Genomic DNA, 21,656 nt, shown 5'->3' on the forward strand with positions numbered 1-21,656 from the left:
TGCTGTTAAATTATGAGGGGGAAGAGTAAGGTGTCTCTTGCAGGTGAAGAAAGAAAATTAAGTATAATGAATTTGCTAAATGAAAAAGGGAAAGTAATAGCGAATGAGCTTTCTCAGCTTTTTGAGGTTTCAACAGAAACGATTCGTAGAGATCTTGATGATCTCGAAAAAGAAAACAAGCTTAAAAAGGTATACGGTGGAGCGGTTAAGTTTAAGGTGGAAGTGGAGCCCGCGCATTACGAAAGAGAGTCTATACACGCAGAGGCTAAGCGCAAAATAGGCTTCTTAGCTGCAGGACTAATCGAGGATAACGATGTTATTGTCGTGGATGAAGGAAGCACCGCTTTGCAGATCATTCATTTCTTAGAAAATAAGCAAAACTTAACGATATTGACGAGCTCGATACCAACGCTTATGCTGCTAATTGAATACAACAAGCGTGGAACCTTTGATGGTAAAATTATTTTTATCGGTGGGGAAGTTAACGCTAAGCATCTGCGGGTATCAGGGCCAATTGCTGAGAAAATAATGGAAGACTTCTATGTCAATAAATCATTCGTTTCTGTTGACGGTGTCTCATTGGAGAATGGTATTACCAGCTACGATTACGATCGAGCTGCGTTCACAAGAAAGCTCATCCGTTCTTCAGAGACGACAATAGTTGTAGCCGATCACTCTAAAATAGTTAAACGTACGGTAGCTAAGATTGCTGATCTGAAAGATATCCATATCATTGTATCCGATCAAGAGCCTCCTGAGGGATGGTCTGATACACTTAAAAGCTTGGATTTAAGATGGATTAATCCTTTGGATTAAATAGATATATGAGTATGCTAAACCAGCTCCTGTGTTCTTGGGGAGCTTTTTCTATGTTTATTTTCGAATATAATGATCTCGATATCTCTACTTACTGTTGATTTCAATTGACTGAACTTGACAGAATAAATGACTTGCGATAAGTTTTAAACAAATGAATGTTAATGGAGGAACAATAATGTCGATCAGAAAGAAAAAAGTAACGATGCAAGATATAGCAGATCGTTTGGGGATATCGAAGAATTCCGTATCTTTAGCGATTATGGATAAAAAGGGCATTAGCGATGAATTAAGAGAGAAGGTAAATCAAGTTGCAAAGAGTATGGGATATAAGTTTGCTGCTAAAGCAGATGAAAGTCAGAAAAATGTACTCATATTGGTTCCTTTTCGAGCGATGATCTATCAGGATAACGATCAATTTCAATATTATTACGATTTGGTATGGGGAATTGAGAAGAGCGCACGAGATCAAGGATTTAACGCCATCATTGCCAAAATTGATGAAGAGATGGAACGTAACCTAGAGCTTCCGAGCTTAATCTATGAAGTTCAATTTTCCAGCATTATTCTATTTGGTATCGTCGAGAAAAATTATGTGCGTACTGTATTTAATCTGGGTAAGCCATTGGTAATGCTGGACTCGTATTACATGGATATTCCTTGTTCATCCGTAACCTCGGAAAATACGGGAGGTGCTTACAAGGCAACGAAGCTATTAATTGATGCAGGACATACGGAAATTGGTTTTATTGGTCCTGTAAATTTGGCGAGTAGTCATGCTGAACGTTGGCTAGGTTATTGGAAGGCGCATCAGGATTGTGGGATTAAGCTAAATATGGATTATTGCTTGACTGAATCAGAAGATTATAACTGCAATCTGGAAGGTATCTCCTCGTTTTATGATCATCTAAAGCAGAAGCCGACTGCCTTTTTCTGTGGAAATGACAGTATTGCCTCTAATTTAATGGATGTATTACATACACGTGGAGTAGCGATGCCGGAAGAAGTATCGATTGTTGGATTTGATGATATTAAGATTGCTACGTTTACAACTCCGCAGCTCACAACCATTAAAGTGGATAAGATGGCGATGTGTGAAGCGACTATAGATTTGGTTCAGATTGTTATGAAAAAACCAGATACATTCATTAAGTGGCAGATACCTACACATTTGATTGAAAGAGACTCCGTTCTTTCTTTATGATTTTGTAAAGTTAAGTAATGTTGTTTACAAATGACTATAATTGCAAATATAGGCAAATAAAGTGGGTGCGAACCTGTTTTTTTTGCGTTTTTTTTCAATTTTTATTCGCTTGAACTGTTAATTACTGTGATAATACAGAATGACTCAAATATATTGTGTAAAAGTAATTAAAAGTAACGTTATTTTGGTTTACAAACAGCTTGACTGTTGATACAATGATTTCAGCGCCCTATAAGCGCTTACATTATCGTACTAGGGGGAAATTAGATGTTTAGCTCAAAATTCTTGAAACGTTCAACTGCTGTTGTAATTTGTACGATGCTTTTGTTCGTCATGGCTGCTTGTGGAGGAAATAATGATACGAAGAGTGAACCGACATCAACCAATGGAACGGAATCGCCATCAGCAACTGCGAATGAAAAGCCAGTAACCCTTCGGTTAATTGGGTGGAACAATGTCCCTACTGTGGAAGCGCTTAAAAAGCTAAACGAAAAATTTTCTGCTAAATATCCCAATATTAAAGTGGATATGAATATTGTGGATACGAATAGCTTCGGACAGCTAAAGCTTACCCGTATGACAGCAGGTGATGTAGACATCATTCAATCTGCCCCTTTTTATTCGCCACCAGTTGATTGGGCAGTGACAGATAAACCAACTTGGATCAGTGACATTGAGCAAGGAATGTATACGGATTTGAGTGGTCAGCCGTGGGTGGGTAACTACACTGAGGATGCACAGAAGGCAATGAGCTGGGAAGGGAAGATTTACGGCATTCCAACAGGCTCAATTGCTTCCAATGGGATTTTCTACAATAAAGACTTATTCGAGAAGAATGGCTGGAGTGCTCCTAAAACATGGGATGACTTTGTGGTACTAGTGGATCAAATAAAAAAATCAGGTATTAGTGCAATTACAATCGGAGGCAAGGATGGCTGGCCGGCTAATATGATGATGAATAATTTGGTGGGTACTGTTATCCCCAATTACGAGGATTTAGATCGTCAACTATGGACAGGTGAAAGAAAGTTTAATGATGAGCAGTTTATGAAAGTATGGGAGCGCATGGATCAATGGAATGGATTTTTCGATAAAGGAATTCTTGGTGTGGATTATAATGCAGCACTAAGTCACTTTGTCACAGGAAAAGCTGCGATGCTGGCGGATGGCTCTTGGCGGGCTAGCGAGATTTCGGGTGCAGACGCGAATGTCAATTATGGTTATTTTCCTTTACCGAACGATGCAGGCGATCAAGTGCTGCAAGGGAACTTTGACATCGGTTACCTGATCAATGCCAAATCGCCTAATCAAGATGCAGCATTAAAATGGCTCGCGTTCTTGAATGAAAAAGAAAATTATACAGAATTTGAAAATACACAAGGACTTATTCCAACGCAAATTGGCACTGTTATGGAAAGTGAATTCATGAAAGAGTTAGGTACTTCATTAAAGCTACACTATGAATCTCTTCATTATACTCCAAAGGGTGTAGGTAAGTATGGCTCTGCGACGGCTGGAGCATTGCTGAAATCGTTCGGAGGACCAATTGCTACAACGAAAGAATTGGCAGATTTGGTGCAAGGCGATTGGGATAAGGCACTGAAAAGTAATAAATAACTAATTTGGAATAAGGTTTGGTTTAAAAAGGGGTAAGACTCTATGCCTAGCAATGCGGGTGGAGTCTTATTCCTAATCATAGGGGGGAAATGAATGTCATCCAACTTTAGCGTGTGGCGCAAATGGTCTCTCATCTTATGGATGATTCCAGGTATCCTCATATATTTAGTCTTTTTTGCTGGACCATCAATTGCTACTGCTGTTTTGTCCTTTACCGATATATCAGGAACTCCAGGTGCGCCATGGAAATATATTGGATTGGATAATTATAAAGAATTCCTATTTTTATCAAACAAACGCGATGTTGTAGATGCATTAAGAAGAACGTTTATTTACACCATAGCTGTGGTCGTATTTCAAACCTCTATTGGTCTTTTGTTTGCGTTACTTCTGAACAATAAGTTTAAAGGTCAGTCAGTTGCGCGTACGATCATTTTTACGCCTGTTGTACTAGGTGTCACGGTAGTCGGTATTTTATCTACGCTATTACTATCTAATGATGGACCTATTAATGTAATCCTTGGCTGGTTTGGGACTAGCTCTACTTTCTTAAGCTCCTATGATGCGGCTTTTCCTACTGTAATTGCCGTTAATATCTGGATGTATGCTGGATTTACGATGATCATATTCCTTGCAGGCTTACAAACGATTCCTAAAGATTTGTATGAAGCGGGCTACATAGATGGCACAACTCCGTGGTCCAAATTCACCAAAATTACTTTTCCGCTACTGCTGCCTACCTTAATCACAAATCTATTGGTGACGATGATAGGTTCATTGCAAAATTTCCAAATTATATATGTAACAACCGGCGGTAGGTTTGATACTGTTACGCTACCGATGATGATTGTAAATGCCGCATTTGGGATGGGAGTTAGTTCATCGGGAGGGACGGGTTCTAGCTATCGTGAAGGTTATGCCGCTTCACTATCTATGTTATTGTTCGTCATTATTCTCGTATTTACGATACTAAGCCAGTACTATGGAAGCCGTAAGGAGCGTGAAATGTTTTGAGAAGCACTACGTTTTCTAAAGGCTTGATGTACTTTGTAATTGCTGTAATTGTCGTCGTGTATCTGTATCCGCTTCTCTATACCTTTAATATCTCTCTGAAGACCTCTAATAATTTTATGCTTGATCCTGTAGGACTGAGTGAATCTCTTCATTGGAAAAACTATTTAGATGCATGGAAGACTGGGAATTTTGGGAACTACATTATGAACAGTTTTATATATACGATACTCGTTACTGTGATGACGATATTGCTTAATATTTTCCTTGCCTTTCCGATCGCACGTCAATATATAAGAGGTGCGCAGTTTCTAACTCTATTTATGTTGGCTGCGATGTTTCTGCCAGATGGAACGATCCCGTTATTTCAATTGTTCTTAAAAATGAATCTGTATAACACGAGTTTGGGCTACATTATTACTTTGCTCAGCATTGGTGGCCTTACTTTCTATTTTTTCGTTTCCTATATTAAGGCGATTCCTAAAGACTTTGACGAGGCCTGTGCCATTGATGGCTGTGGTTATTTGAGATATATGTTTATGATCCTTATGCCGCTCATGAAGCCTGCTATTGCGACAATGATCATATTTAATGCTATGAATGTTTGGAATGATATTATCCGAGCTACCATTTTCTTGTCTAACGATAAACTATATCCCATTACTAAAGGACTGTTCGTATTCTTTGGGGTTCACAACAATAACTGGACGGTATTAACTGCAGCCTTAATTATTGTATCCCTACCGATTACTGCTTTCTATTTAACTTTCCAGCGCTATATCGTAGATGGTGCACTTGCCGGAGCTGTTAAATCTTAATTAGATAATCAGATAGCCAATTGTTACTTCGTAGAGATGAGAGGAACGGTATAAATGATAGAGCTTCAACAATCAAATTTACAAAAAATAAGCCTTAATGGGATTTGGAATTATAGGATGGTGGGCGATCCGGACTGGAAAAATGCAAACGTCCCCGGCACGTTACTTACCGATCTATTGTCGGCTAATGAAATTCAAGATCCTTTTGATAGGGATAATGATAACCTTCTCTTACCTCTGTTTGACAATGATTATGAGTATTCCCGTACTTTTGAGTGGAGTGGAGATAGCGCCCAAGGTCGCAAGCAATTTTTACAGTTTGATGGTCTAGACACGCTTGCAGAGGTTCGACTAAATGGAGCTTGGATCTTAGATACAGATAACATGTTTAGAACCTATAGGGTAGATGTTTCTTCCTTATTACAGTCTGGGACTAATGAATTGGTTATTCGCTTAAATTCACCTGTCCAATATATGAAAGAAAAACAAGCGAAAAAACCTTTATTCGGCATCCCGATGGTCGTGCCGGGTTTCACTCATCTACGTAAAGCGCACTATATGTCAGGTTGGGATTGGAGTCCGAAGCTTCCCGATTGCGGAATTTGGAAGGATGTTACACTCCTCAATGTATCACACGCCATGTTGAAGGATGTCTATATCCATCAAAGACATGAAGAGGGAAGAGTGAGGCTCGGATTTGATTTGGATTTAGAAAGATTTACGGATATTCCATTGGAAGCGAGTGTTGACATTGTTGCTCCAGACGGGACAAAGTGGCAGCTTTCGGATTCAATTGGTCAATTCTCAACCGGTGAAATTATTATTGAACAACCAGATTTATGGTGGCCAAGAGGTTACGGGGAACAATCTTTATATAAAGTTGAAGTCGCACTATGCAATGGAGATACCGTGCTAGATCGTAAGCAGTATAAGATAGGCTTACGCACGCTTACGGTAAATACGGATGCCGACGAATGGGGAAATCAATTCGCCTTTGAAGTAAATGGGATCAAGATTTTCTCCATGGGTGCGAATTACGTCCCGGAAGATAATCTATTAGGGCGTTTGACTAGAGAACGAACAGAGAGATTGATTAAAGATTGTGCGGAAGCCAATTTCAACACGATTCGGGTATGGGGTGGAGGATTCTATCCTGGTAATAATTTTTATGAGCTATGTGATCAATACGGGATAATGATATGGCAGGATTTCATGTTTTCCTGTGGCATCTATGATTTCTCAGAATCATTCATTGAGAATTCACTGAAAGAGATTGAGGATAACGTTAAGAGAGTTCGCCATCACGCTAGTGTGGGTTTATATTGCGGGAATAATGAAATCGAAATGTTCTTTGGTGATGGGCGGATCGAGAGTACAGATGAGAATAAAGACGGGTATGTCCGACTTTTTGAGAAAGAAATTCCTACACTTATGGCGACTATTGCGCCAGACACTTTCTATTGGCCGGGCTCACCTTCTTCAGGCGGCGATTTCTTAAATACGAATTCTGAGGATTACGGGGACGGTCATTATTGGGAGGTTTGGTTTGGCAATAAGCCCTTTACAGAATATCGCAAAACCTATTTCCGTTACATGTCTGAATTCGGATTTGAATCTATACCCGATATGAAGACGATAGAGGCATTTACAATTCCAGAGGACCGTAATTTATTCGCTTATGTCATGGAAAATCATCAGAAAAATCCATCGGGCAACCAAATCATGCTCACTTATTTATCAGAGACGTTTCAGTACCCGAAGGATTTCTCTTCCTTAATATATGTATCACAGATTATGCAAGCTGAAGCTATGCGTTATGGCGTGGAGCATTGGCGGCGTCATAGAGGACGTTGTATGGGAGCTCTCTATTGGCAGTTAAATGATTGCTGGCCGACCTTATCCTGGTCGGGTATCGATTCTTTTGGCCGCTGGAAAGCACTGCATTATTACTCCAGGAATTTCTTCGCACCGATTCTTGTTTCTGCTTGCGAGGAGGGTACACAAGTATCGTTGCATGTAGCTAACGAGACGAGAGATTCCGTTCATGGACAGCTCCATTGGAAATTACGTGATGCACAATCAAGTATTTTACTTTATGGAAGCAAGGAAATCGCCGTTAGTGCACTCACTTCAGAGGAAATAGTGTCACTGGAGCTGGCAGAGAATCTTGTTACGATGGATGACAAAAGAAATACGTATCTGGAGTATTATCTGGAGGTAGGGTCTGAGATCATCGGTCGGGCAACTGTATTGTTTGTCCCAGCTAAGTACTTTCAGTTTAAGAATCCAGGGCTGAAGTTTACTGTTACGGAACAGACGACCTTTTATGAAATCAGCCTAACGGCAGAGGCTTTTGCTAAATATGTTCAGCTTTCTTTGACGGATATTGAAGGTGTGTTTAGTGATAATTACTTTGACCTTTCTGCTGGTGATGTTAAGAAAGTTAGATTAAATAAAGCAGATCTGGACAATGCGACAGTCCAGTTAAAGGATATAATCGATTCCTTAAAGGTGCTTAGTATAGTAGATAGCTATTAATTGTATAAACGTCTTCGCAGAGATAGGGGAATGCCAATCATGAGCTTACTTCAATATGTGAATCCTTTGCAAGGAACGGATTCCACCTACGATTTTTCTAACGGTAATACGCTCCCTCTCGTCATGAAGCCATTCGGGATGGCTTCTTGGAGCCCACAAACAAATGAGAAGGGGAAGGGGTGGTTTTTTCATCCTAACCATCGCGTCTTCCAAGGAATTCGACTGACTCACCAGCCTAGTCCATGGATTGATGACTACGGACATTTGGTCATTATGCCGCAGTCTGGACCACTATGCTTATCTGCCTCCAAACGCTCCTCCTCGTTTAAACCAGAGGAGATGAGTGTTAAACCTGATCATTTTAAAATATCGCTGCAGCGGTACCCGATCACTCTAGAGTTAACACCAACCGATCGATGTGCCAGTATGAGAATCAATTATCGTGAGTTAGAGCTCTCGCGATTAATCATTGCGCCTATTGAGGGGGAATGTAATTGGAAGCTTGATTCTGATGCCCGCCGTTTAACGGGATATACAAGGGCGAAAGCTGCAGGAGCACCTGATAATTTTGCTACTTATTTTGTGTTTGAATTCGATTGTGAGATCGATTTAGCTAACAGCAGTACATTTAGCGGTAATGAACAAGTGGACAATGGATGGTCAAAGCCACAGGAAGCGCTAGGTGCGTTCATCGGGTTTCTTCCATCGGAGTCCGGAATCGTGAATGTAAGAGTGGCCACTTCATTTATTAGTGTAGAGCAAGCTGCGATAAATTTGCGGTCTGAAGTCGGAATTCGTAGCTTTGAGGAAGTACGTGCAGAAGCTTCTGAGACATGGGAGAAGACTCTGAATCGCATCGATATTGAAGCGGAGTTAGAAGATGATCGGCGTACGTTCTATACGTGCCTTTACCGCGTAAGTTTATTTCCACGTATGTGGTACGAGTACGACGAAGAGGGATCGCAAATTCATTACAGCCCTTATGACGGAAAAATATACCCAGGCCCTATGTATTCCGATAATGGGTTTTGGGATACGTATAGAACAACCGTACCGCTGTTCAGCCTGCTTTATCCAACTAGATTAGGTGAAATTCTGCAATCATGGGTGAATGCTTATAAAGAAGGCGGATGGATGCCGAAGTGGGTTTCACCGGGTGAGCGAAGTGTCATGCCGGGTACTTTAATTGATGCGGTATTTGCGGATGCCTATGTTAAGGGAATTCAAGGCTTCAATATCGAAACAGCCTATGAAGGATTATTGAAGCATGCCACTGTAAATGCAGACAAACCTGCGTTAGGACGTAGAGGCTTGGATGATTACAATCGGTTAGGTTATCTTCCCTGCGATACTTACCATGAGAGTGTAAGTAATACGCTAGATTACGTTTACGGTGATTTCTGTATCGCCCAGCTTGCTAAAGGCATGGGTAAAGAAGCTGATTATGAATTTCTAATCACAAGAGCGAAAGGCTATGCGAAGCTATTTGATCCGTCTGTTCGGTTTATGCGTGGGAAAAAAGAAGACGGAACATGGAACGAATTGTTCGATCCGTTAACATGGGGGGGAGAATTCTGTGAAGGCGGCGCATGGCAGAGCAGCTGGGCAGTGCCTCATGATTTATTGGGATTAGCCAACTTAATGGGTGGACGAGATGCTTTTGTGCAACGACTACATGAGCTGATGAATGAGCCGCCAGTCTTCAAGGTAGGAAGCTATGGCTTCGAAATTCATGAAATGTCGGAAATGGCAGCGATTGATTTTGGTCAATTTGCGATTTGTAATCAGCCTAGCTTTCACATTCCTTACATCTTCACAGCACTCGGACAGCCTTCCTCTACGCAATATTGGGTAAGAAAGGCAGCGGAGGAGCTGTTTAGTGCAGAAACAGATGGGCTTCCAGGGGACGAAGATAACGGGAGTATGTGTGCTTGGTATCTTTTTAGTGCTATGGGTTTCTACCCACTCAGTCCTGGAGCTCCGCAATATGTAATGGGCAGTCCCTTGTTTCAACGATTGACCCTGCATCTTGAGGATGGAAACGACTTAATTATTGAAGCAAGTGATAATGGGACGGCTAACAAATATGTGGAATCCGTACAGATGAATGAAGAGTCCCATAATCAGTTGTTCTTTACGCATGAGCAGCTACAATCAGGTGCGCATATCCGTTTCCAAATGCGGGGTACACCTTCAGAAAAGACCTATGAAGCTGAGGCATTGCCTTTTTCAATGTCGAAGATTTGATTTGAACATCTAAAAATAGAAAGGTAGTGGATCAATTGCATATTGAAAAAACAGGTTATCATTTTACGTTGGATGACGCAGCTGGCTCTCTAACCTCTTTCTCTAATGGGAAGAAGCAATTCATAGCTTTTAGTGGCGAGGTGCAGCCTTTATTTACAATTCGCTTCCGTGATTCTGTAGGTAATATCATTGATATACATGCTTCTGACTTCGGTTCGGTCGACATTGTTAATGAGGTAGAGAGTGCGGCAGAACGCATATTTATCCGTTACACACAGCTTGAAACACAGCAAATTACAGCTACTGTAACGATTCATTGTCCGAAAAATAGCTCGTTAACCTACTGGAACATTGCCGTCGATCATGAAACGGATTGGCTGATTGAATGGATTGATTTTCCAAAGGTCGTGGTACCCAACGATCTTACCGCGACAGGGGGAACAGGGAAAATCATTTGGCCGGGAAATGAAGGTGTACTTGTTGAGGATGTTAACATTCGCGAGTCGACTGGATTTAGATATATAGAGCCCAACTACCCTAGCCGAGGGGTTGCCGGCATCTATCCTGCGGCAGTACCTACACAATTCATGGCCTACTATTGTGATGAAGGCGGCTTGTATTTTGGAGCGCATGACGACCAAGGGCATGTCAAGGTTGTTGAGTATTTTCCAGATGAGAATGGGATATGCCTTCAATTTCGGTTATACCCTGGCGTTGAAGGTAACGGAAGCTGGAAGATGAGCTATGACATGGTGCTAGGTGTGTTCGAAGGAGATTGGCACAATGCGGCGGATATCTATCGAGATTGGTATCTAGCTTCTACCAAATATAAAGCAGTACCGATAGAAGAGAATCCCAATCTACCGGAATGGTATAAAGAATCTCCCGTAATTATTGCCTACCCGGTAAGAGGTAAGCAGGATATGGACACTATGGAACCGAACAAGCTGTTTCCTTATGTTCAAGCGTTGCCTCATTTAGAGAAATTGGCAGAGTCTTTCGATAGTAAGGTTATGGCTCTGCTTATGCACTGGGAAGGAACAGCGCCTTGGGCTCCACCCTATGTGTGGCCACCGTATGGAGGGGAAGAAGCGCTAAAGGAATTTTCCGACCGGCTGCATGATTCGGGTCATCTGCTAGGTGTTTATTGCAGTGGAATTGGCTGGACGGAACAAAGTCACTTGATTCCTGAATATAATCGCAAAGAGCAATTTGATCGGGAAAATCTTGCGGAAATCATGTGCTCTTCTCCTACAGGCGAGCTTCCTTATTCTGATATATGTACGGGTCAACGAAGCGGGTATGACATGTGCCCCTCACAGGATTTTACGGTAGACGTGGTAGCGAAGGAAGTCAAAGATATGATTGAGGGTGGCTGCGATTATATCCAGCTGCTCGACCAGAATCATGGTGGCACCTCTTATTTCTGTTACAGTAAAACCCACGGACATCCTCCTGTTCCTGGAAAGTGGCAGACAGATGCCATGACAGGCTTGTATGATCGCTTGCAGGAGGTTGCAGATCAAGCGGGGAAAAAGGTGATTTTTGGTTGTGAATCGGCGGCAGCAGAGCCATTCATTCCGGGACTTCTTTTCAGTGATCTCCGGCTCACGATTAATTACTTTATTGGTACTCCTATTCCGATCTATCAGTATTTGTACCACGAGTTTGTTAATAATTTCATGGGAAATCAGCACCCAACTCAGGGAATTATGGATTTCGAAAACTCTCCAAACAACCTATTGTATCGTCTTGCTTACTCCTTTAATGCGGGAGATATGATGACGGTTAGCCTGAAGGATGATGGCGATATAACTTGGAGCTGGGGGACGGATTGGAATAAGGTAAATCCGGATCAACAAGCCGTTGCTGATTTCATCCAAAATGCGAATTCGTGGCGCAAGGGGATGGGTAAGCCGTATTTGTTAAGTGGACGCATGCTGAAGCCATATGCTGTTCAAGCGCAAACGGACGAAATTCATATGCTTGATGGGCGACTTTTGAAAGTGCCAACACTTCTTACAAGCAGGTGGACTGCCAAGGATGGCAGCGAGGTACAGTTTGTAATCAACTATGCGAAGGAAGCGCAAGCCTTCACCATCGATTTATCTTCATTTGCGGGCAGGCCAATTAAGCTGCGGGAAAGCGCCGATGCGCAAGAAGAAATAACGGTACTTGTGGGTGATGATGGAATTTTAACGCATCAGATTAGTGCACTGCAAACGATATGGATTCGTTTAGTTTGAGATAAGTGGTGAATAATTTGAACAATAATATATGGAAGTTTCGAAGTGGGTTTCCGAAACAACTGGAGGAGGATTCTTATGGCCAACAATAATAATGCATTTGAAGTTTCAAGCTCCTTAAATAATCATGTGGATTTTTCTTATTCATTTGGTACGCCGCATCGTTTAACGGTTGCACTGCCTGATAGCAGTAATAAAACCTTACTTGACTTAGAAGCTGATCGTTTGAAAATGTTATGGACTTATGAGGATTTGACCGCGATGCCGCTTGGGAGCTATAAGACACCGTCGGACTATTGGCATGTTATGCTCGAGCCATCCGTAGACAACAAAACATTCAAAGAGAATAAATGGTCACGAGGAGAAGGGAGTCTACCCATTCTCGTCAATAACTTCCAAGATATCAAGGGAAAGATGAAGCTGGAAGTCGTAGGTGCTGCCGAAGCTGCGATTACTAAGATCGAGATCCTTAATACAGACAAAGAAGAGCATACTTACCAGCTTTTTTGTGGATTAGATGGAGCAATGAGTGCTTCTAATCCTAATTGGGTTAACCGTAACGAACCTTCTGATTTAATATTGGCAGGCTGGAGGGAACGTGCGGATCGGATTCTAGTATTCGGAGTAGGTAACTATACTTCGGAAACGAAGGCAGCGAGCTTTCGGCTAACCTGGCAATTAAAGCCCGGAGAATCTGCTGAGGCTTATGTGATTCGTCCTTATAAGGCTTATCGTGATGATTTTGAGTCTTTAAGATTAGTAAATTGGGAGCAGGAAGCGGAGAAGGCCAAACAGGTATGGAGAGACTTACTGGCCGAAGCTGTGCAGATTCACGTTCCTGAGGCTTCAATTCGAGCTTGTTTTTATGCATCGCTTGCTGATGTATTCATCATGAGGGAGCCTGTTGCACAGGGTTATATTGCACCGACTCCGGGAACGGAAATGTACCGGGCTCCAAACCCGGCGGAGCCTTTATTGGGATGCATTGCATTGGATCAGTTGGGAATGCACGAACAGTCAGAGCGTGGATTCAGAATGGCAGTGGCCCAGCAGGAGGATAATGGGGACTGGACGGAGCCCAAAGGCTGGATTCATCTTATTTGGGCAGCGAGCGGTTTCAAAGCTTGGACAGTGATGGAGCATTATCGTCTTACACGAGATCTGGCATTTCTGGCTGAAGTGTATCCGCGGATGGCGGCGAGCTCCCGCTGGCAGGAAGGGATGCGCGCCTCTACCAGAGTTCTCGTGGATGGGATGCGAACAACGGAATACGGTCTAATGCCACGGGGAATGGGCGATTGCGGGCTTATGAATGATGATGATCATTATGGTGTCTTCTATTCGCATAATTTTTACAGCTTGTTTGCGGATCGGCTGACTGCTGAAGCTGCAGAGATTCTTCAGAAGCCACAGGAAGCCGCAGAATTTCGAGGTTACTATGACAGAGCCTTGGTTGATTTGAAGCAGTCTCTGGAAGCGGGTGCGATACAAGAGGACGGCTACCGCTGGATTCCGGGGGTAGCGGGGAAAACCTCGGGTAGCCGCTGGGGTGCATTAAATGTATTAACGCCTTGTGGATTACTTGATGTAGACAATGAACTATTGCAGGGTACAATCCGTTACATGGAAGCAAGAATGAGTCCGGGTGGTATGCCGATACACACCGGTTGGATGGAAGATGGGATGTGGATCGCTGCAACTCTCGATAATGTAGCACAATTCCATCTGGCATGTGGCAATGGAGATGCTGCAATCTCTTACTTGTATAGCTCTTTGAATCACGGAACTCCACTAATTACCTGGTGCGAGGAACGCGGGCAGGAGCCGGGTACAACTGATTGCGCAGGGGATCGCCAGCATTTGTGGACTCCCGTTGCGGTACTTCGCTTATTAAGAGATTGTCTTGTAATGGAAGATGAAGTCGGCTTGCACTTGGCAAGAGGCACTCATCGGGAGTGGCTGACAAGCGGGGAAGCAGTTGGAATTACCAAAGCACCGACGCACTTCGGTACCATAAGCTATGAATTAAGGTACAATGCGGAAGCGCAACAAATTACAACTGAAATCCAGTTTCCTATGGACAGCACAGCGGAATGGGTAATTGTTCATATTCGCCTGCCTGCAGGGTATAGAATAAGCGGGATGACGGCTGCAGCCGGAATCGATGTGACGATAGAGGCAACTGAAATCCGTTGGAATAAGCCTAAGGGTAATACAACAGTAATACTGGAGATTGAGAAGCAATAAAAAATAGATTTGGCACAATCGTTGATTGTGCCAAATCTAATAAGTAGAACACGGAGGACTTGGGATGGGAAATCAAAATTATATTACTTAGTTGGAGCGCGAAAATAAGGGTTTTAGATATGGATCGGGGCTAGCCAATTTTGAGACCAATACACTCGATTCTGGAGAAGTGTGCGGAATACTTGAGCTCAGGCATCAGACGCAAGTGATTTCTCTTCTTATTCGAACTTGGTGCTGCAGCAATGCTAATACAGGGGAGGATTGGAATCCTACAAAAGGATTGAAATGTGAGTTGTGGGTGGAGATGAAAGTGCAGGGAATAAATCCGAATTAGCAAAGCAGCATCCCAATTGGTTTGTCTCCAGATACGGAAAGATCAAGGAATGCATATTGGATTTAGCAATCCCGGAGGTTAAGGCGCATGTGGAGGCCGAGATTATCAGGGTTATTGAACGCTAACAATTGGATAATGTGAAGGGTATTGTATTTGATGGCCCCGGAGGAAAGCTGGCTTGCAATGGAAACCATGGCATCTTGCTATGTTTATGGGGCGGCCATTAAAGGGGACAAATTCCGGATTTCATGTCAACCAGGATATATAGAAAAGGGCGGTTCTCCGGTTATAGCCAAGAGCATAGCTCCCCATTTGACTCATTTTGGCGGCAAGTAAAGAATGGGCATCCTAAGTCTTTATTACTGAAGTGAAAGGATCTCATTACCACCCGTCTATTGGGTGGTTTTTTCTGTATGCGCGGCAAGGCGTGTTGCCCCCACTGTAACATTACTATACATTATTTTTTTGGTAAAATATAATTATTAGTAATGTGTCTATTTTGCTATTTGGTATGCCTAATGAGTCTGATGGTAGTGTTTAATGGAAAATAAACTGGGTTAAACCTTTGAATTATGATTTAACAGCATTTTACTAGTTGTTTATCCTTAATAAATAATGTAATTAGTAATGTTAATTAATGTTATTTATATTTACAAAAAATGATTACGGTGATAGGATGAATAAATAAAATAAAGCGCTTACTTAATTTGGGAGGGAAGGTTATGCAGATCGTTTGTTGTTGAATATGCTCAAATAGACATTGTACATCCGATTTCAGAAGCCATTTAAATGCGCTTACAGTAAGTGTTTAATAAAAAAAATGGGAGGTATTTAGGATGAGGTCAAGATTTTTAATACTCGTATTAATCATTAGTCTCTTTTATTCAACGGTTGCTAATGCGGCAGCTGATATTCATGAAAATGGTTTTAATGCAGTGAATGATAACGGGAATGGAGTAAGAATTACGTCTGGCAACTATGTTTATGTGACTCCACCAAATGCTGGAAGTGGAAGCATACCCGATGTCGGGGAAAGTGGGCTGATTGACTTCTCGGAGGGCGCATTGACTGATGGGGATTCAACAACATTTGCATCCTGGAAGGGGAACGGAGTAGGCAGCAATCAACAGACAATCGTATTCGATTTGTTGAAGGATTACCCGCTTGATCAAATTAAAATAATCAGTAACGCTTTAGATGAATGGTATGGGATCAAGAACATTACGATTAAATACCGCGAGGAGTCTGTAAGTAATTACTACACACTACTCTCTCAGGATTGGTATGGAACTGTACACCCGCTGCCTGCAGAGGTAGTACGTGAAAACACGCTAACAGGCACGATGTCAGACCGGATGGCAAGGTATGTAATTGTACAAGTAACACGACTGCATAACTGGCAGTTCACTCCACTTATGGATGTTGAAATCTATCAGGGAACTGGACCAGTCGGAGTAGCTCCGGCGCCAGCATTATCTGCAAGTGATTTGCTGCAGGAAATAAGCAAGCCATCTAGGCCTCTACCCAATTTGGATCAGATCATTGCCGGCAACTATGTATATGATAATCCCCCGAATGGAGGGAATGATCCCGACAAAGGGGCGAGTGGTCTGATTGCTTTCTCGGAGGGCGCATTGACTGATGGGGATTCATCAACATTTGCATCCTGGAGGGGGAACGGAGTAGGCGGCAATCAACAGACAATCGTATTCGATTTGTTGAGGGATTACCCGCTTGATCAAATTAAAATAATCAGTAACGCTTTAGACGAATGGTATGGGATCAAGAACATCACGATTAAATACCGCGAGGAGTCTGCAAGCAATTATTACACACTACTCTCTAAGGATTGGTATGGAACTGTGCACCCGCTACCAGCAGGAGTAGAGCGCCAAAACACGCTAACTGCGCCTATGTCAGACAGTAAAGCGCGATTTATTATTGTACAGGTCACTCGGATGCATAATTGGCAATTTGCTGCACTTATGGATGTTGAGATCTATAAGGGTATAGGAACGGTCGGAACAGCATCGACACCTGCGCTGACTTCAAGTGAAATGCTGCAAGAAATAAACAAGTCATCCAAAGCAATGCCTAAAGAAGGACAGATTATTACTGGTAATTACGTATATGGTAATCCACCGAATGAAGGGAACGTTCCAGATAACGGGAACAGCAACCTGATTGCCTTCTCGGATGGGGTGCTGACCGATGGGGAAGCATCGACAAGCGTAACCTGGAGGGGAGACGCTGGAGGTATAAATAATACAGGAACAATTGTTGTTGATTTGCTGAAGGATTATCCGCTGAGTCAGATAAAGGTTTTTAGTAATGCTGGGTCCCAGTGGCATGGCGTTAAACAAATAACAGTTAAGTATCGTGCGGAAGCTGTAAACACCTATGCCATAATGTACAACAATGAATGGTACGGCACTCATTTTCCTGACCAGTCCGTTAGGGAAGCTAATCAAGAGCTGACTATTAATGCATCTGATAAGCTTGCAAGATTTATAATCATAGAGGTACATAAAGCGAATCCATGGCAGTCGTTACCCCTTTCGGATATCGAATTCTATCAAGGGAATGGAGCAGTGGGAAGTCATCCCGGAGCAGCCCTTACGGGTGAAGAGCTACTAGGAGAAACTGATCGCACGACACTCTTAGTGGATAAATATGGACAATATCTTTATCAGGAATGGCCTGGTAAGGTAACCTCAGATGAGCAACTGCAAAGTGAGGCTGAGATAGAGGCAGATCAATTATCAAAGGTAGCTCTAGATCTTGTGAAATATGATCAATATGGCGGTATGAAAAGTGAAGGTACTTATCAGGGGACAGGCTTCTTCCAATTGAAAAAAATAAATGGCATATGGTGGTTTCTGACCCCTGAGGGTCATAAGTTTTTCTTGAAGGGCGTTGATGTAACCCAATTAGATGAAGGAGGTTATACGACTCGCTACCTCAATCACGATGGAACTCCAAGAGATGTTTTTGAGGAGCTTCCTGACCCTGTTCTTTATGCAGATGCGTACTATAATCGCAGTAATAGCTGGGGGGATGGATTGGTAAGCTTCCTTAAAGCAAATGTTATGCGTAAATATGGCTCGGATTATAGAATGAAAAATGCAGATATTACGAAAAAACGACTCTTAGATTGGGGCTTTAATACGTTAAGTAAGTGGTCAAGAAATGTGGATCTCCAAATGCCCTATATCGATAATTTCGGTGTTCCTGCAGATACGATTAAAATATTATGGACACAAGACCCTTTCGATCCGAACTATCAACAAATACTGGAGGATAGCTTTGCTCAAAAACTAACACAATTAAAAGACGATCCCTACCTTATCGGTTATTTCTATGATAATGAAGCGGGATGGGATAATGAAGTGGTTGCGGAAGTGCTGAGAAGGGGAGTCGAGTCACCTGCAAAAGGTGCATTTGTAGCGTTCCTATCAGAAAAATATAATGGGGATATATCATTAGTAAATCTAAACTATGGAACAAATGTAACGAGCTTTAATCAATTGGTTAATATAGCGATTGACATTGACAGTTTTACGGCTGAGCAGAAAGACAATATCGCCTCTGATCTCTCAGGTTATATTCAACTGGCTTCCAAAAATTATTATTCCAAAGTGAATCAGGCGATTAAGAGTATTGATACTAATCATTTATTCCTTGGATCTGCAGTAATACCTGGATGGAGGACTTCTAAAGACTGGGATTTGGGAGGGCTAGAATATATAGATGCAATTTCAGTAGATGTATATTCAGATGATGCAAGTTATTTGGAAGGTTACAAAGCGGTTGATAAACCCTTATTAAATTTAGAATTTTCGTTCAACTATATGGACAGAGGACTAAGTTCTATTAATGGGGCTACTAGCTCCACCAGTATTGCGAATAGAGGGGAGAAGTATCAAGCGTTTATTGAGGCGCAAGCGATCAATCCAACGTTTGTTGGTTTTGGATGGTTTTTATACTATGATCAACCTCTCACAGGAAGACCTGATTCTCAAATCGTGGTGTCAGGAGAGAATTTCAATCATGGTTTAGTGAATCAGCAGGATCAACCCTATACGGATATGGTCAATATCATGAGAGTAGCGAACGCCCAAATAGAAGCTGTTCACAATTCAACAGTCATTTCGAATGCGGATTTGATTGGAATAACGGTAAACAAGGGTATATTAAGTCCGGAATTCATAGTGGATGTAACGGAGTATTCAGTTGATGTTAGCAACAGCGTCACTACACTGGACGTGACAGTCACCCGATCGGATAATCAAGCCTCCGTCATTGTGAACGGTAACCCAATAAGTGCAGGAACGCCTATTAAGATGAACAATCTGAATATTGGTGCCAATACGTTATCTATCTTAGTTGTCGCTAAGGATGGAGCGCAGAAAACGTATACTATCACCGTGAATCGAGCTGACAATCCAATTGAAAGCAAGCCTACCGAGGGCAGTGGCGGCAACTCGATTGTTCAACCGAAAGCTGGTACTATCTCCCTGTCTGCAGGGGGTGCGGGCTCTGTCAGTCTATCTGATGACATCGTCATTAATATCCCTAAAGGGGCCTCGTCCCGAGCGATGGATATTAGCATTCAGAAGCTTACTGATCCTAAGAGCTATACTACGGATGGAATGACTCTCGTAAGCTCCGTTTACGAGGTGATCAAGAGTATAGAGGGGAGCTTTGATCAGCCAGTCAGCATTAGTTTGCTGTTCGACAAGGCGGGGAAAGAAAATAAACGTTTAGTGATTTGCTACTATGATGAGGTTGCGAAGAAATGGATTGAGGTGGGTGGTACCGTTAATGGCAATCGAATAACGGCTACAGTTAATCACTTCACGAAATTTGCTGTATTTGCGATGGATGCTAAATCCACTGTATTACCTACCTTTACAGACACGAAGGGACACTGGGCGGAAAGAAAAATAGCTGAAGCAACTGTACTAGCATTCATTGATGGATACTCCGACAATACATTTCGTCCGAACCAAGCTGTAACGCGAGCGGAGTTTGTATCCCTATTAGTACGTGTTCTACCTATGCAGGATGAAGCTACGCTTACGTTCAAGGATGCAAACGAGATTCCATCGTGGGCAAGAAATAATATAGCTAAGGCAGTAAAAGCAGGTATTGTGAGCGGTTATGCAGACGGTACCTTCCAATCAAATCGCACGATTTCAAGAGCTGAAATGGCAGTCATGGTCACTCGTGCATTCGGATTTAAGAGTGACGCCGCACGACTGAAGGAAACACACTTTAGTGATGAGACTGCTTTACCTTCGTGGGCTCTTTCAGCGGCTCTGACCTTGAAGGATAATGGAATCATTCAAGGCCAGAGTGGTGATCGGTTTTCACCAAGCACCGCGCTCACTCGTGCGGAAGCAGTAATCGTTTTGTTGAATGCTTATGTGCTAATTGAATAGACGTTACTCTACATTCATGATACGATAATAGCAATTAGCATACTCGGACGTGAAGCACACGCCACTCGTTCTCCAATAGGGAGAACTGGGTGGCGTTTTGTGTTTTCTACGGCATATTTGTGGCTACTATAGGAGGTCGACATGTATATGGGTATTGATCACGATCGTTTATTCAAAGAATTGCTTCAAACCTTCTTCAAAGAGTTTATGCAGCTATTTTTTCCGCAGGCTTGCCCTCATATCGATTTCTCACATGTGACTTTCCTGTCTGAGGAATTGTTTACGGATGTGACAGGAGGGGCCACTGGGCGTGTTGATGTTCTTATTGAGACTAAATTGATGGAAGAGGGTGGTAATAATGATAATTTAGATGAACTTAGTAAGGCTTTGATTATTGTACATCTGGAGCCGCAGTCTTATTATCAAAGCAACTTCGCAGAGAGAATGTTTCTCTATTCTAGTAAACTATACGAGAAATACCGTCGGCGCATTTTACCTATTGCAATATTTAGCCATGACCGGGATATACAGGAGCCAGATAGATTTACCTGGAGCTTTCCGTTCTTAAATGTAATGACTTTTCGGTATTTTACAGTACAATTAAGTAAGCACAAATGGCGAACATTTCTTGACAAAGGTAACCCAGTGGCCGCTGCACTCTTGAGCAGTATGGGATATAATAAGAGTGAGCGTGTTATGGTGAAGCTTGAATTTCTACGTATGATGACTAAGATGCAGCTAGATCCGGCAAGAATGAAGATGCTCACGGTATTTTTTGAAACTTATTTGCAATTAACCCCTGCTGAAAGCATTCAATTACAGGAAAATATAGAACGAATATATCCGCACGAGGAGGAGAAGCTGATGGAGTGGATGACCTCATGGGAGAAGAAGGGCAAAGAGGAAGGAATTAAGGAAGGTCTTAAGGAAGGTTTGCTGAAAGGTAAAGAGGAAGGGCTGCTCAAAGGCAAACAGGAAGGTATACAAGAGGGCATACAGGAGAGTAAACAGGAAATAGCTCTAAAAATGCTTGAAAAGGGACTTGACCCGGAAATTATTGAAGAGATAACGGGTTTAAGCTCATCGCAAATCAGCAAGCTTCATAAACACTAATCATTAACACTTAAGAATGAT

At 42.3% G+C, this 21,656-nt stretch carries 11 protein-coding genes; all 11 read left to right on the forward strand.

Annotated elements, in window-relative coordinates; all coding sequences use genetic code 11:
• Window positions 1–12 precede the first annotated feature (12 nt).
• The 11 genes from KCTCHS21_RS06645 (at window position 13) to KCTCHS21_RS06695 (ending at window position 21,635) form a co-directional block, all read left to right on the forward strand.
• Window positions 13–816 carry a DeoR/GlpR family DNA-binding transcription regulator gene (locus KCTCHS21_RS06645; RefSeq protein ID WP_331871883.1) on the forward strand — a complete coding sequence of 268 codons (804 nt, stop codon included), beginning with the start codon at window positions 13–15 and terminating at the stop codon, window positions 814–816.
• 178 nt (window positions 817–994) lie between these two features.
• The gene (locus KCTCHS21_RS06650) at window positions 995–2,020 is read left to right on the forward strand and encodes a substrate-binding domain-containing protein (RefSeq protein ID WP_130606110.1); all 1,026 of its coding nucleotides are present in this window, start codon (window positions 995–997) and stop codon (window positions 2,018–2,020) included.
• Between the two features lie 267 nt (window positions 2,021–2,287).
• Entirely contained in the window at window positions 2,288–3,637 is a 1,350-nt protein-coding gene (locus KCTCHS21_RS06655; protein WP_130606112.1) for an ABC transporter substrate-binding protein, read from the forward strand.
• A gap of 93 nt (window positions 3,638–3,730) precedes the next feature.
• A complete protein-coding gene (locus KCTCHS21_RS06660) occupies window positions 3,731–4,651 on the forward strand; it encodes a carbohydrate ABC transporter permease (RefSeq protein WP_130606114.1) in 921 nt (306 codons plus the stop codon).
• Entirely contained in the window at window positions 4,648–5,466 is an 819-nt protein-coding gene (locus KCTCHS21_RS06665; RefSeq protein WP_130606116.1) for a carbohydrate ABC transporter permease, read from the forward strand. The genes KCTCHS21_RS06660 and KCTCHS21_RS06665 overlap by 4 nt, the downstream gene beginning before the upstream one ends.
• Window positions 5,467–5,520: 54 nt before the next feature.
• The gene (locus tag KCTCHS21_RS06670; protein WP_130606118.1) at window positions 5,521–8,004 is read left to right on the forward strand and encodes a beta-mannosidase; all 2,484 of its coding nucleotides are present in this window, start codon (window positions 5,521–5,523) and stop codon (window positions 8,002–8,004) included.
• 39 nt (window positions 8,005–8,043) lie between these two features.
• A complete protein-coding gene (locus KCTCHS21_RS06675) occupies window positions 8,044–10,251 on the forward strand; it encodes a GH92 family glycosyl hydrolase (protein WP_130606120.1) in 2,208 nt (735 codons plus the stop codon).
• A gap of 26 nt (window positions 10,252–10,277) precedes the next feature.
• Entirely contained in the window at window positions 10,278–12,497 is a 2,220-nt protein-coding gene (locus KCTCHS21_RS06680) for a DUF6259 domain-containing protein (protein ID WP_130606122.1), read from the forward strand.
• A gap of 78 nt (window positions 12,498–12,575) precedes the next feature.
• Window positions 12,576–14,744: a hypothetical protein gene (locus KCTCHS21_RS06685; RefSeq protein ID WP_130606124.1), complete on the forward strand. Its 2,169-nt coding sequence runs from the start codon at window positions 12,576–12,578 to the stop codon at window positions 14,742–14,744.
• 1,170 nt (window positions 14,745–15,914) lie between these two features.
• Complete coding sequence (locus KCTCHS21_RS06690; RefSeq protein WP_130606126.1) at window positions 15,915–20,522, forward strand: S-layer homology domain-containing protein; 4,608 nt, start codon at window positions 15,915–15,917, stop codon at window positions 20,520–20,522.
• Between the two features lie 147 nt (window positions 20,523–20,669).
• Window positions 20,670–21,635, forward strand: coding sequence for an Rpn/YhgA-type helix-turn-helix domain-containing protein (locus KCTCHS21_RS06695; RefSeq protein ID WP_130606128.1), 966 nt, complete (start codon window positions 20,670–20,672; stop codon window positions 21,633–21,635).
• Window positions 21,636–21,656: the final 21 nt, after the last annotated feature.

The organism is Cohnella abietis, from assembly GCF_004295585.1.
Classification (GTDB): Bacteria; Bacillota; Bacilli; order Paenibacillales; family Paenibacillaceae; genus Cohnella; species Cohnella abietis.

What these genes read in the sequence shown, in the direction of transcription:
- KCTCHS21_RS06645 (WP_331871883.1), top strand. Translation starts at nt 13, where the DNA reads ATGAGGGGGAAGAGTAAGGTGTCTCTTGCAGGTGAAGAAAGAAAATTA.
- KCTCHS21_RS06650 (WP_130606110.1), top strand. Translation starts at nt 995, where the DNA reads ATGTCGATCAGAAAGAAAAAAGTAACGATGCAAGATATAGCAGATCGT.
- KCTCHS21_RS06655 (WP_130606112.1), top strand. Translation starts at nt 2,288, where the DNA reads ATGTTTAGCTCAAAATTCTTGAAACGTTCAACTGCTGTTGTAATTTGT.
- KCTCHS21_RS06660 (WP_130606114.1), top strand. Translation starts at nt 3,731, where the DNA reads ATGTCATCCAACTTTAGCGTGTGGCGCAAATGGTCTCTCATCTTATGG.
- KCTCHS21_RS06670 (WP_130606118.1), top strand. Translation starts at nt 5,521, where the DNA reads ATGATAGAGCTTCAACAATCAAATTTACAAAAAATAAGCCTTAATGGG.
- KCTCHS21_RS06675 (WP_130606120.1), top strand. Translation starts at nt 8,044, where the DNA reads ATGAGCTTACTTCAATATGTGAATCCTTTGCAAGGAACGGATTCCACC.
- KCTCHS21_RS06685 (WP_130606124.1), top strand. Translation starts at nt 12,576, where the DNA reads ATGGCCAACAATAATAATGCATTTGAAGTTTCAAGCTCCTTAAATAAT.
- KCTCHS21_RS06690 (WP_130606126.1), top strand. Translation starts at nt 15,915, where the DNA reads ATGAGGTCAAGATTTTTAATACTCGTATTAATCATTAGTCTCTTTTAT.
- KCTCHS21_RS06695 (WP_130606128.1), top strand. Translation starts at nt 20,670, where the DNA reads ATGGGTATTGATCACGATCGTTTATTCAAAGAATTGCTTCAAACCTTC.